Annotated in this window: 10 protein-coding genes; 4 read left to right on the top strand and 6 right to left on the bottom strand. The window is 68.8% G+C overall.

Going from position 1 to position 12,307, the window contains the following annotated elements:
- Positions 1-154: 154 nt before the first annotated feature.
- Together WI697_RS23915 and WI697_RS23920 are read right to left on the bottom strand one after the other, a co-directional pair.
- Complete coding sequence (locus tag WI697_RS23915) at positions 155-1,408, bottom strand: M20/M25/M40 family metallo-hydrolase (RefSeq protein ID WP_345960190.1); 1,254 nt, start codon at positions 1,406-1,408, stop codon at positions 155-157.
- Positions 1,409-1,440: 32 nt separating this feature from the next.
- Complete coding sequence (locus WI697_RS23920) at positions 1,441-2,376, bottom strand: DMT family transporter (RefSeq protein ID WP_345960191.1); 936 nt, start codon at positions 2,374-2,376, stop codon at positions 1,441-1,443.
- 252 nt (positions 2,377-2,628) lie between these two features.
- Between WI697_RS23920 and WI697_RS23925 the strand changes: the two genes are divergently transcribed.
- From WI697_RS23925 to WI697_RS23940, 4 genes are all read left to right on the top strand, one after another.
- Positions 2,629-3,522 carry a c-type cytochrome gene (locus WI697_RS23925; protein WP_345960192.1) on the top strand — a complete coding sequence of 298 codons (894 nt, stop codon included), beginning with the start codon at positions 2,629-2,631 and terminating at the stop codon, positions 3,520-3,522.
- Positions 3,523-3,662: 140 nt separating this feature from the next.
- On the top strand, positions 3,663-4,583 hold the full coding sequence (locus WI697_RS23930; protein ID WP_231889548.1) for an efflux RND transporter periplasmic adaptor subunit: 921 nt from the start codon (positions 3,663-3,665) through the stop codon (positions 4,581-4,583).
- Positions 4,580-6,130, top strand: a complete 1,551-nt coding sequence (locus tag WI697_RS23935) for an efflux RND transporter periplasmic adaptor subunit (protein ID WP_345960193.1) — start codon at positions 4,580-4,582, stop codon at positions 6,128-6,130. Before WI697_RS23930 ends, WI697_RS23935 begins: the two co-directional genes overlap by 4 nt.
- Positions 6,131-6,133: 3 nt before the next feature.
- Positions 6,134-8,326 (top strand): site-2 protease family protein, encoded by a 2,193-nt coding sequence (locus tag WI697_RS23940; protein ID WP_296710123.1) that lies wholly within the window; start codon positions 6,134-6,136, stop codon positions 8,324-8,326.
- Positions 8,327-9,415: 1,089 nt separating this feature from the next.
- Here the strand turns inward: WI697_RS23940 and WI697_RS23945 are convergent.
- The 4 genes from WI697_RS23945 to WI697_RS23960 all read right to left on the bottom strand — a co-directional run bounded on the left by WI697_RS23945 (position 9,416) and on the right by WI697_RS23960 (position 11,802).
- Positions 9,416-10,015: a phage tail protein gene (locus WI697_RS23945; RefSeq protein ID WP_345960194.1), complete on the bottom strand. Its 600-nt coding sequence runs from the start codon at positions 10,013-10,015 to the stop codon at positions 9,416-9,418.
- Positions 10,016-10,047: 32 nt separating this feature from the next.
- On the bottom strand, positions 10,048-10,641 hold the full coding sequence (locus tag WI697_RS23950) for a phage tail protein (RefSeq protein ID WP_345960195.1): 594 nt from the start codon (positions 10,639-10,641) through the stop codon (positions 10,048-10,050).
- Positions 10,642-10,741: 100 nt separating this feature from the next.
- Positions 10,742-11,335 carry a phage tail protein gene (locus tag WI697_RS23955; RefSeq protein WP_345960196.1) on the bottom strand — a complete coding sequence of 198 codons (594 nt, stop codon included), beginning with the start codon at positions 11,333-11,335 and terminating at the stop codon, positions 10,742-10,744.
- A 143-nt stretch (positions 11,336-11,478) separates the two neighbouring features.
- Entirely contained in the window at positions 11,479-11,802 is a 324-nt protein-coding gene (locus tag WI697_RS23960) for a DUF6916 family protein (RefSeq protein ID WP_062769940.1), read from the bottom strand.
- Positions 11,803-12,307: the final 505 nt, after the last annotated feature.

Raw genomic sequence — 12,307 nt, forward strand, 5'->3', positions numbered from 1 at the left:
GCGGGTCGGGCACTTGGCGCAGGATGGTGATCAGAGATGGCATCGGTTCCTCCTTGGAACCGAATAAAGAATCCATCTTTGACCATTCCGCTACCCGGGATTTTCAAATGCGATTCCCCTGGGGTGATACCAGATTGGTCGGTTTCAAGGCGGATCAGCTCTTCCTTCCCGCATTTCTCGCCCCCACCGGCAGCAGCTCGACCAGGGCGGCGGCGATGATGCGGGTGGCGCGGCGGAGGTCGTCGAGGGTGATGCGTTCATCGGCGCGGTGGCCGTGGGCGTCCTCGGGGTCGCGGGGGCCGGCGCCATAGGTGACGGTGGGGATGCCGGCGGCGGCGTAGTGGCGGGCATCCGAATAGAGGGCCGAGCTGCTCTCGACCACCTCTTCGCCCATTTCCCGCGTGGCGGCGCGGCGGATCGCTGCCGACAGCCGGGCGATGTCGCCCACGGGGGTGAGGGGGCGGGCGAGCAGCAGGCGCGTGCAGTGGGTCTTGAGCGCACCGGCCCCGGCGCCGGTCCGTTCGACCAGGCGGATCAGCTCGGCCTCCACCGCTTCGGGATCTTCATCGGGGGTGATACGGCGGTCGATCACGAAGCGGGCGCGGTCGGCGACCATGTTGGGGTTGGTGCCGGCGGCAAGGCTGCCGATCACCAGCGGCGGACCGCCGTCGGCGGCGAGCCGGTCGCGCAACTCGTAGACCGCCTGCATGATCCGCAGCGCCGCCTCGATCGCATCTGCGCCGCTTTCGGGCCGGGCGGCATGGGCGGAGCGGCCCTCCACCGTCACCTCCAGATGCAGACAGCCGTTCTGCCGGGTGCCGACCGCGTAAGAGCCGCCCGAGCAGATCGCGAAATCGGGCCGGGTTTTCCGCCGCTCCAGGATCAGCGGCGGCCCGACCTCGCCGCCGCTTTCCTCGTCCCAGGTCAGATGCAGCTCGATCGTGCCGCCGAGGCTGAGGCCGGCCTGTCTGATCGCCCTGAGCGCCAGCGCATAGGCGACGATGTCGGATTTGGCGACCGCGGCGCCCCGGCCATACATCCGCCCGCCGCGGACCACGGCGGCATAGGGTTCGACCGACCAGCCATGGCCCGGCGGCGGGACGTCGCCATGGGCCACGAGCGCGATGGTGGGGCCGGGGCCGAATTCCGCGCGCACGATCAGGTTGGGGGCGGCGGCGACGCCGACGGCCCCGAAGGCCGCTTCGGGCACGGGCACGCGCTCCACCTCGAAGCCCAGCGTCTCCAGCCAGCCGGCGGTGACCTCGGCGATGGCGGTGCAGTCGCCGGGCGGCGCGTCGGAGGGCGTGCGCACCAGTTCGGAGAGGAAGTCGATCGCGGTCTCGTGGTTGCGGTCGACGATCCCGGCGAGGCGGGCGGTATCGGTGCTGGGACTGGCTGGCACGCTCACGGCTCGGGGCTCCTTGAAGATGGCCTGCCCCTTCAACGCCGGCGCAGCCTGAGCCGTTCCCCGAAAGCGAGATAGAGCCCGGCCGCGACCACGATCGCGGCCCCGGTCAGCGTCCACTGATCGGGCAGATGGCCGAAGATCACGAAGCCGACCGCGGTCGCCCAGATCAGCTGGGTGTAGCTGAAGGGCGAGATCAGCGAGGCAGGGGCGAGGCGGAGCGCCGAGATCAGCGCCAGATGCCCCAAGGCGCCGAACAGGCCGAGCAGCGCCATCATCACCCAGGTGCGGGCATCCACCGGCGCCCAATAGAACGGCACCGCGATCGAGGTGAGCGTGAAGCCGAACAGGGCGGCATAGAACAGCCCGACCAGCGGCCCGTCATAGGGCGAGATCTGGCGGGTGATGATCTGATAGACCGCGAAGCTGAGCGCCATGGCGAAGGCATAAAGAATGCCGGGGTCGAGATTGCCCGGATCGGGGCGCACGGCGATGAGCGCGCCCCCCAGCCCGAGCAGCACCGCCGCCCAGCGCTTCGGGCCGATCGCTTCGCCGAGGAGCGGCCCCGACATCAGGGTCACCATCAGCGGCGCCGTGAAATTCACCGCATAGAGCTGGGTGAGCGGCAGGCGGTGCACGGCCAGATAGGCGAAGACGGTCGACGAGATCAGCAGGGCCGAACGGGCGAGCTGACGGCCGGGCACGCGGGTGGAGATCATCCGCCTGAGCCCGAAAACCGGGATCAGCGGCAGCATCCACAGCAGATGGAAGCCATAGCGCGCCCAGACCAGCTGCGGCACCGGCTGGGTTTCCGAGAGCAGTTTGGCGATGGTGTCCATGGCCACGAACTGGCCCACCGCCACGATCATCAGGCCGATGCCCTTCAGACGGTCTAGCGACGGGTTGGAGGCCGCGAGCGACTGCGTTCCGACCGGCTCCGGGCCGGCGGGCGGGGTGGGGGTCGTGGTCATTGTCGGAACCGATCTGGCGCAGGGTCCGCAGTGCGGAGAAAGATGGTCCGCCAAGCTTGCCGGGGATCGGCGGCCAGGTACAGCGCTTCGTCCGCAAGGGTCCATGATCCGACACCGGACCGGCATCCACCGGTGTTTACGCAGGATCTTCAATCCACGCGCCGACAAAGCCGGACTGGTGCATACTGCATCCCAACCGGTCGCACGGGATGACGACGGCCGGAAAGGGGATGTGATGGGTGGGGTGATGTGATGGCACATGTGACGAGACGCGTGCGGGCGGGTGTCGCGGCGATCGCCGTGGCGCTGGCTCTGGTGAGCCTGCCGCCGGTGGCGGCCAGGCTGAATGCCGCCGAGGTGCCGGCGGTGAGCTTCACGATCGAGGGCCGGGCGTTTTCGCTGGATCGCGAGGCCCTGCTGAAGCGGCCCGATCTGACCGTGATCGATGTGCCGGACGATGTCTCCTATCACCGGCCCATGCGCTACAAGGCGGTGCCGCTGGCGCCGATCCTGGCCGATCACGGCCTGGCGGCCGACGACCATCTGGAGGTGGCGGCGCTGGACGGTTTCGTAGCCCAGCTGCCGGCGGCCCTGGTGCTGGAAACCCGCCCCGACCGCGCCCGGGCCTGGCTGGCGCTGTCCACGGCGGATGGCCCCACGGCGGGTGGTGATTGGCCGACCCTGCCCGACAAGGATGCCGATCCGGGCCCGTTCTATGTGGTGTGGACCAATGCGGCGGCGAGCGGGGTGACCCAGGAGCAATGGCCCTATCAGGTGGCGAGCTTCACCGCCACCGTGCCGCTGCTGGACCGTTTCCCGCCGATGCGGGTGGCGGAGACGCTGCCGGCCGATGCGCCGGAGCGGAAGGGCGAGCAGGTCTTCGCGGTGCAGTGCGCCGCCTGCCACAAGATCAACGGTGCCGGCCCGGCCGAGCTGGGCCCCGATCTGAACCTGCCGATGAACCCGACCGAGTACGTCCAGCCGGCAGCGCTGAAGAAATTGATCCGCAATACGAAATCGGTGCGCAGCTGGCCGGGATCGGTGATGCCGGCCTTTTCTGCCGACGAGCTGAGCGATGCCGATATCGACCATATCGTGGCCTATCTGACCCATATGGCCGGCCGCAAGGCCGGGCCCGCGAAGTGACCATGGCGGCCGAGGGGCGTGGCGCGCCTGCGCCAACAGGCGTAGGCTGACCCGGCGCGCGGGCGACAGGGACGGCGCCGGAATAACAGTCAGGGGCGGTTGAGGGAATGCAGCTTCGGAACGCAATGCGGGCCCGTCGGATGGTGGCCGGAGCCGCGGTGGCGGCGGCTCTGGTGACGATGGCAACCCTTGCGGCGGCACAGACCGGGCTGCCGCCCCTTTCTGCGGGTGGGGCGTCTTCGGGTGGGGGCGAAACCACGGCCGCGCCCCGCCAGCTGCCGCCGATCCTGTCGGCCGCCCCGGTGCCGGGGCCGGTAAAGACCGGGCCGGATGCGCCGTCGCCCGAAGCCGCGCGCGGCGTGCTGGAGCCGGCGGCGGAGGCGGTGATTTCGGCCGAGATCGCCGGGCGGATCGTCGATCTGCCGGTGACCGAAGGCGCGGACTTTGCCAAAGGCGCCCTGCTGGTGCGGTTCGACTGCACGCTCTACGAGGCCCAGCTGGCCCAGGCCCGTGCCCAGGCGGCAGGGGCCAAGGCCGCACTCGACAACGCCCGCAGCCTGGCGAAGCTTCAGTCGATCGGCGTGCTGGACGTGCAGCTGGCCGAGGCGAAGCTGGCCGAGGCATCGGCCGCCATCCGGCTGAGTTCCGCCACGGTGGAACGCTGCCGGATCGAGGCGCCCTATGCCGGCCGGGTGGTGCGCCGCCTGGCGCAGCCGGCCGAAGGCGTCGCCGCCGGTGACGACCTGCTGGCGATCGTCTCGGACGGGCTGCCGCGCATCCGGCTGATCGTGCCCTCCACCTGGCTGGCCTGGCTGGTGCCCGGCATGCCGTTCGATTTCGCGGTCGACGAGACCGGCGGCACGGTCAAGGCGCAGGTCACCGCCATCGGTGCCCGGGTCGATCAGGTGTCGCAGACCGTGCCGGTGCTGGCGGCGATCGAGGGGAAACCGACCGATCTGCTGCCGGGCATGAGCGGGACCGCCCGTTTCGACCCTGCCGCACGGCCCGCCGGCCCCGCCGAGCCCGTACCGCAGGCCAAGCCGCAAGGGACGCCGAAATGAACGCCGATCCCCGGCCGCAGCCGCCCAAGATCGATCTGCAGAAGCTGGCCGCCGCGGCGGCGAAGCCGGGTGCATCTGCCGCCGGTGGAGTGGCCGCCGGGGGAGCGGCAGCCGATCCGGCGCGCGGCCGGTCGGCGATCCTGTTCTCGATCATGCTGTCGCTGGAACGCGCCGCCCGGCGCGCGCCGGATGTGCAGAGCCTGCGCTATGTGATCGTCAACGAAACCCGCCGTCTGCTGCCCTATCGCCAGGCGGCGCTTGCCGAGGGCGCGATCCGCCCGAAACCCGTCGCCCTGTCGGACGTGCCGGGGGTGGAGCGCACGGCGCCCTATGTCACCTGGCTGGAACGGGTGCTGGGCCATCTGGCCGCCGCCCATCGCGACCAGGTGAAGGCGCTGAAGGCGGCGCCGGCGCCTGCACCGGCGGCACAGCCGCTGGCCGGAGCCGCACCGGCGCCGGCGCCCGAGGCCGAGCTGCTGAAGCCGCGGCTGGTGACGCCCGCCGATCTGCCGCAGGAACTGGCCGAGGCCTGGCCGGAGCTGGCCGCCCCCCATGCGCTGCTCTGCCCGCTAGCCGATCGCGAGGGCCAGGTGCGCGGCTGGCTGTGGCTGGCCCGCGATACCGGTTTCGCCCCCGCCGATCAGGTGCTGGCCGCCCAGCTGGCCGATGCCTATGCCCATGCCTGGCTGGCGCTGGCCGGCCGCGGTGCCGGTCGGCGGCGGCTGCCGCGGCCGCGCTGGCTGGTGCTGGGGCTGGTGGCGGCCGCCGTTGCCGCCGGCTTCATTCCGGTGCCGCAAAGCGTGCTGGCGCCGGCCGAGGTGTCGGCCAGCGATCCGGCGACCGTCGCCTCGCCGCTGGACGGGGTGGTGCAGGCGATCGAGGTGCAGCCCAACCAGCGGGTCGAGGCCGGCGACCTGCTGCTGACGCTTGATCCGACCAATCTTCAGGCCGAGGTGGCGGTGGCACGGCGCACGCTGGAAATCGCCGAGGCCGAACTGCGCCGCGCGCGCCAGGGTGCCTTCAACGACCGCGATGCCGGCGCACAGATCGCCCTGCTGGAAGCCCGCGCCCGGCTGCGCCAGGCGGAGCTGGAGTATGCCGAACAGCGCCTGGCCAGGGTGGAGGTGCGTGCCGAACGCCCGGGCATCGTGCTGTTCACCCGCGCCGACGACTGGATCGGCCGGCCGGTGCAGACCGGCCAGCGGATCATGACCATCGCCGATCCGTCCCGGGCCGAGATCCGCGTGGAACTGCCGGTGGGCGAGGCGATCCGGCTGGAGCCGGGCGCGCCGGTGCAGCTGTTCCTGGATGCCCGGCCGCTGGAGCCGGTGGCCGGGCGGATGACCAGCCTGAGCTATACGGCTGAGCAGACCCCGGGCGGCATTCTGGCCTATGAGCTGAAGGCCCGGCTGGACCAGCCGGCGGGGGAGGCCCTGCCCAGGGTGGGGCTGCGCGGCACCGCCAAGGTCTATGGCGCGGATGTGCCGCTGGCCTTCTATCTGTTCCGCAGGCCGCTGGCGGCGCTGCGCCAGCATACCGGGTTCTAGGCCATGGTCGCATCCGTTCAGGGCAGCGCGCCGGGGGGGCCGACCATCTCGTTCGGGGGCGGCGCGGGCGGCCAGCAGCAGGCCAAGCCGGTACCGCGGCTGCGCGAGGATCTGAAACTGCTGCCGGGCCCCACCGATCTGGACGGCAGCCCCAGCTGGACGATCCTGGATCCGGCGCGCGGGCGCTATTACAGCCTGTCGCCCCAGGCGGTGGCGCTGCTGGGCGCCTGGGATCAGGGCATGCCCGACAGGGTTCTGGCCCGGGCCATGGCCGCCTCTCGCCTGCCGCTGGAGCTGAGCGATGTGGACGAGCTGGCCCGTTTCCTGATCGCCAACAATCTGGTCGCGGGCGACGAGCCGGGGATGAGCGGCAGCTATCTTCGCCAGCGCAAGGCCGCGAAGCGCAGCGCCTTTTCCTGGATGCTGCACAATTATCTGTTCGTGCGCGTGCCGCTGGTCCGCCCCGATATGTGGCTGGACGGGCTGACGCCGCTTGGCCGGATGATGTTCTCCAAAGGGGCGGGGCTTACCCTGCTCACTCTGGTCGCCGTCGCGCTTTATCTGGTCGGGCGGCAGTGGGATGTGTTCCTGCACACCTTCACCAGCTTCCTGACGCTTGAAGGGGCGGTGTGGTTCGGCCTGGCGATGGTCGTGGCCAAGGTGCTGCACGAAATGGGCCACGCCCTGGCCGCCAAGCGCTTCGGCTGCCGGGTGCATTCCATGGGCGTCGCCCTGCTGGTGATGATGCCGGTGCTTTATACCGATGTCAGCGACGCCTGGCGGCTGCCGGAACGCCACCGGCGGCTGATCATCGGTGCCGCCGGCATGGCGGTGGAGCTGGGCATCGCCGCAATCGCCACCATTCTTTGGACGATGATGCCCGACGGGCCGGCACGCTCGGCGGTGTTCTTTCTGGCGGCGGTGTCGTGGTTCATGACCCTGCTGGTCAATCTGAATCCGCTGATGCGCTTCGACGGCTATTACCTGCTGTCGGATCTGATCGGCGTGCGCAACCTGCAGGGCCGCGGCTTCGCGCTGGCCCGCTGGCATCTGCGCGAAACCCTGTTCGGCCTGGGGCGCGAGCCGCCGGAAGTGCTGCCGCCGCGCACCCGCCACGCCGTGCTGCTTTATGCCTATGGCGCCTGGATCTGGCGGTTCTTCCTGTTCCTGGGCATCGCGGTGCTGGTCTATCACGCCTTCTTCAAGGTGCTGGGCATCATGCTGGCGGCGGTGGAGGTGTGCTGGTTCCTGGCGATGCCGGCGCTGCGCGAAATCGGCGAATGGTGGAAGGCGAGGGACGAGATGCGGATGAACCGGGCCATGGCCCGCAGCCTGGCGGTGCTGGCGCTGCTGATCGGGCTCGCCTTCGTGCCCTGGCAGGGCGATATCGGCCTGCCGGCGATGCTGGAGGCATCGGCCAGCCCGCGGCTGCATCCGCCGGCACCGGCACGGGTGGTGGAGGTGCCAGTGGCGGCAGGGGCGCGCGTGACCGCCGGCCAGCCGGTGGTGGTGCTCGACAACCCCGATCTGGACCGGAAGATCGAGATGATCCGCCTGGAGCTGGACGTGACCCAGAGGCTGATCCAGCGCCAGGCCGCCAGCGCCGCCACCGCCGCCGAGGTGGGTGTGCTGGAAGGGCGGCTGGCCGCCCGGCTGGCGGAGCTGGACGGGCTGATGGCAGAGCGCGCCCGGCTGGTGGTGCGCGCGCCGCAGGACGGCATCTTCCGCGACCCGCCGGCCGATCTGATGCCGGGATTGTGGGTGTCCCCCGCACGGGTGCTGGGGCTGGTGGTCGCCGCCGAGGGCGGGCGGATCGAGGCCTATGTCCGGGGCGAGGATCTGCCGCGGCTGCAGGTCGGCGCCCGCGGCCGGTTCGTGACCGACGACCCCGCGCGCGACCCGCTGCCGGTGGTGGTGACGGCCGTGTCCGAAACGGCCGTCGATGCCCTGGATCAGCCGGCCCTGGCCAGCCAGAATGGCGGGCCGATCGCCACCGAGCTGGATCACGAGCGCCGCCCCGTGCCGCGCGGCGCAGTCTATCGGGTGTGGCTGGAACCCGATGCCGGCGCCGGGCTGCCCGCCGGCCAGACGCTGGCCCTGCGGGGCATGGTGCGGATCGACGCACCGGCGGAAAGCTTCGCCGCCAGCCTGTGGCGCCGGGTGATCGCCGTCGCCATCCGCGAAAGCGGCTTCTGATCCGCATATCCGAGGGGCGACGAAAAAAGCGCGGCAGGACGCATGTCCGCCGCGCTCAAGTCGGTGTCGCATCTACACCACACAAGTTCGGGTAAACCTGTACGGTGGGGCCGGCGGCATCGCGTCATGCCCTCCGTCCCATACATCCCCCCGCGCCATCGCACGACCGGGCTGCGACCCCGACTATAGGGTGCCTGCCCGGAGATGTCCATCGCGTTTCGATGGTGTGGGTGATGATGTTCGCGCCCAGGGTGGGGCATGGCGATCCGGGCGGGAGAACCCCGACGAGCCCTGACCGAAAGGGTGGGGCGGGGATGGGTGAATATTGCACCGCATTCACCGGAAGCCGGGCCCGTCCGGCCCAGTCCGGGCGATCGCCCCGGCATTCTGCACCGGTCGGACCGTCGCTTGCGGATGCGGCGTTAACCATGATGTGACGCCGTCCTTTTCCGGATATGTTCCCGTTTCATACGAAACGACTACAACCATAAGGAGAGTAATTACAACCGGACTTGGAACATATCAGGGGTATATCAGGAAAATCAGGCCGGCCGGGGGCTTGCAGCCTGCGGCTGTCGATCACAGTGCGATGATATGTCACTCAGCATCCGGCCGGTTGCGGTGCGGGCGTTTACCTTTTGTAAATGTTGCAATGCAGCATGGCGCCGAGACATGTTTCTTGTTCTTGTGAATTGTGCAGTTTCATGTGAGGTATAGCACACGGGATGTCAGGCGCTTTAAGGAAATTTAAATAAAATGTTCAATGCTTGCCCCTGCTCCGATGCCGATTGCCCCGAAAACACGCCGAAAACGTGTATGATTCTGTGCCTGTACGCGCCTTGTTCCGATGGTTTTGCGGCGCAAGACGAAACCGTTATGTTCTCGTCGGGCAGAGCAGGGCAGGCGGGCGCGCGACCAGGAATCGCGCGCCCGAAGGGGGCGGGGGTGACGGTCGGGCAGGGCGAAATCGGTGACGCCGTCGTCGCCGAAACGGCTGCTGATGGCGGCGAACAGCTCGGCCCGAATAAAAGGGGCACGCGGATCGTCTCCGCGTGCCCCCTGATGCGTCGTTGACGGTGTGGCGCCCGATCAGCCCTGCGGCGGATAAATGCCGTAGAGCGGGGTGATGTATTGCAGCACCGCGTAAGGCTGCATGATCTGGACCGGGACGTTCATGCCCGACGAGCCGACGGCGACCTGGCCGTTCATCTGCACCGGCAGGGTCGCTTCCGGGTCCTGTTTGGCGACGAACAGATTGGCGGGCCGGGTGGGGGAACCGGGCGCATTGGTCTGCACGAAATTACCATTGCCCAGGACGACGTTATTGGCCGGCTCGGACTCGGTCGCGTCGGTGGTGGCGACCGGAATTGCGCCCTGCAGCTCTGCCGTAACGGTATGGGTGTGATGGGCCAGATTATTGCCGGTCAGCGTGACGGTCTCGCTGCCGCCGGTCTGGCCCAGGGCATAGTTCGACAGGCCGGGCCCCTGGCCCGCGCCCAGGGGCGTGCGGCCGATCAGGTTGGGCAGGGCAAAGGTGGTCTGGCCATCGCCGCCGAAAGTCGTACCGATCAGGCCGAACAGGGCGTCGTTCTGCGCGATCGACAGCAACTGGCCGTTGCAGAAGGTATAGCCGCGCGGTGCAAAGCTCGGCGCCCAGAGGAACACGGCCCCCAGATAAACTCCGTCCATCGGTTCTCTCCTGTTTTCGCGTCGGGGGCCGGTCAGCTGCGCGGCGGGAAAATGCCGTACATGGCGATGATGATGTTCAGGCCCAGATAGGGCTGGGTGATCGGGGTCTGGGCCGTATGGCCGGTCACCCCGAAGGTGACCGTGCCGCCGGACGCCCCCGCCGCCGAGGTGACATCCCCCGGGCCGGCTGCATAGGCGTTGACCGGGGCTGAAATCTCGCTGCCTCCGTTGTCGAAGATCGTGTGCGCCGTGCCGAAGGCGAGCCCCGTGGCCGGCCCGTTGGTATCGGCCTGGGTGGCGGTGGCCGGCAGGGTGCCGGTGACCGGGCTGACCGCATGGGTATGGGCCGGCATATTGGTCATCAGCAAGGTGGTCTGGTCGGTGCCGGCGACTTCGCCTTCGACATAGATGGTGCCGGTGGTCGAGCGGCCGGCGGCCAGGCCGGCGCGGCCGCGCAGATCGGGCAGGGCGAAGGTCTGGATGCCGTTACCGCCATAGATGGTGCCGATCAGCGAAAACAGTGCGGTGTTCTGGCTGATCGCCATCAGCTGATTGGCGCAGTAGGCCCAGTTGCGGGGGGCGAAATTCGGCGCCCAATGCATGCAGAGTCCGATATAGGGGTTCATCTTTCCGAAACCTTATGGATGGTGGAGACCATGTGGATGGCGACCGGGCCCGTGGATGGCGACCGGAGCAGTGCCGGCCCGGCTGCGCAGCGGAAACCGGTCAGCTGCGCGGCGGATAGATGCCCTGCATCGCAAAGATGAAGTTGAGCGCCGTATAGGGCTGCATGATCGAAAAGGGCTGGGAGTTGCCGGTGGGGGTCGCGGTCAGATCCCCCGGCATGGTGACCGGCAGCACGGCATTGGCCTGAGCGGTGGTGAAATTCGACACCGGAAAGGTCTGGGCGGCCGGGCCGCTGCCGATGCGGACCGATCCGGTGGCGAGCACGCCGGTGGCCGGATCGGGCGCCGTGGCCGGGGCGGTCGACAGCGGCAGGGCCGGGCGCAGCTCGGGCAGGGCGAAATGGGTATGGGCCGGCAGGGTCTGATCGGTCATGGTCTGGGTTTCGCTGCCGGCCGCCTGGCCCAGAGAAACCGGTGACAGGCCGGGGCCGTTGCCGGTACCGACGGGGATGCGGCTGCGCAGGTCGGGCAGGGCGAAGGTGGTGCTGCCGTTGCCGCCATAGGTGGTGCCGATCAGCGCGAACACCGCCTGATTCTGGGCGATCGAGAGGATCTGGCCGTGGCAGAAGGCCCATCCCTTGGGCGCGAAATTCGGCATCCAGGTCACGATGCTGGCGATGAAGGGTGAGTCCATATCCGGTCTCCGTCCTCGTCCTGTTCCGTCTTGTTGTCGACATGGCTGTCGTCGCGACGTGGCGATGCGGTCGCCCGGCCGGGCCGCAGCCGGTGGTTTCGGCAGGCGTTGGTATCAGTGGGCCTTGGTATCAGTGGGGGGCGTCAATTGAAGATCGCTTCGTAGTGATTGCCCGGCACCGGCCGCCCGGTCGACGGATCGACCGGTGCGATCACCGGGCAGATGAACATCATCTTCAGCAGCCCCAGCCGGGGATGGGCGATGTCGTAGCTGTTGGCCGGCAGGTAGATCTGGGGGGGGCCGCGGAAGATCAGGCTGAAGCCCAGGCGGCGCTGGCCGGTCAACATGGCCTGGATACCGGGCTGGGCGGACACCAGGGTCAGCGGCAGATTGCCCTGGGGCAGGCGCACATGGAATTCGGTGCCCACATGCGGCGCGAAGGTTTCAAAGGTGAAGTTCTCGAACATCCCACATCCCGATGGTTGACCGGCGGCAGACCCCGCGGGATGCAGCCCCGCACCAGCCTGGCCGCACCAGCCTGGCCGCACCAGCCTGGCCGCACCAGCCTGGATTGTATGCATCTGCGGCGCATTCCCGCCGTTTCGCTTGGCGGTTGCCGTGCGTGATTAATGTCGCATGGTTTGCGACAGGAGTCTTGCCCGTCATGTGAGGGCGAGGTTAATGGCCGTTGATATAGCTCAAATGCTTGGGATCGTTGAAAAACGCGCCGAATCAATCTTCTGGAGCACCGCTTCGTCGGGCGCACGCCCCGAAAGCCGCTTTTCGGGTCAGTAAGGTTCAGCTAGGTTAACCAAAACCCGACGAAGGTACGCTGCGTCCGGCCGGACGGGTGTATCGTTGCGATATGCGGCACTTCGTGAAGAAGAACCGCCGGCGCCGCGGGAATGACAGTCAGACCGGGTGCGGAGATCACGTCGCCCGGTCGTCACGGGGTTTCGGGGGACGGGTATC

It is taken from the genome of Tistrella mobilis (assembly GCF_039634785.1).
Taxonomy (GTDB): domain Bacteria; phylum Pseudomonadota; class Alphaproteobacteria; order Tistrellales; family Tistrellaceae; genus Tistrella; species Tistrella mobilis.

Excerpts from the sequence above, each read along its gene's own strand:
- WI697_RS23960 (WP_062769940.1), bottom strand. The coding sequence starts at position 11,802 with ATGTTCGAGAACTTCACCTTTGAAACCTTCGCGCCGCATGTGGGCACC.
- WI697_RS23925 (WP_345960192.1), top strand. The coding sequence starts at position 2,629 with ATGGCACATGTGACGAGACGCGTGCGGGCGGGTGTCGCGGCGATCGCC.
- WI697_RS23930 (WP_231889548.1), top strand. The coding sequence starts at position 3,663 with ATGGTGGCCGGAGCCGCGGTGGCGGCGGCTCTGGTGACGATGGCAACC.
- WI697_RS23950 (WP_345960195.1), bottom strand. The coding sequence starts at position 10,641 with ATGAACCCCTATATCGGACTCTGCATGCATTGGGCGCCGAATTTCGCC.
- WI697_RS23935 (WP_345960193.1), top strand. The coding sequence starts at position 4,580 with ATGAACGCCGATCCCCGGCCGCAGCCGCCCAAGATCGATCTGCAGAAG.
- WI697_RS23920 (WP_345960191.1), bottom strand. The coding sequence starts at position 2,376 with ATGACCACGACCCCCACCCCGCCCGCCGGCCCGGAGCCGGTCGGAACG.
- WI697_RS23940 (WP_296710123.1), top strand. The coding sequence starts at position 6,134 with ATGGTCGCATCCGTTCAGGGCAGCGCGCCGGGGGGGCCGACCATCTCG.
- WI697_RS23945 (WP_345960194.1), bottom strand. The coding sequence starts at position 10,015 with ATGGACGGAGTTTATCTGGGGGCCGTGTTCCTCTGGGCGCCGAGCTTT.
- WI697_RS23955 (WP_345960196.1), bottom strand. The coding sequence starts at position 11,335 with ATGGACTCACCCTTCATCGCCAGCATCGTGACCTGGATGCCGAATTTC.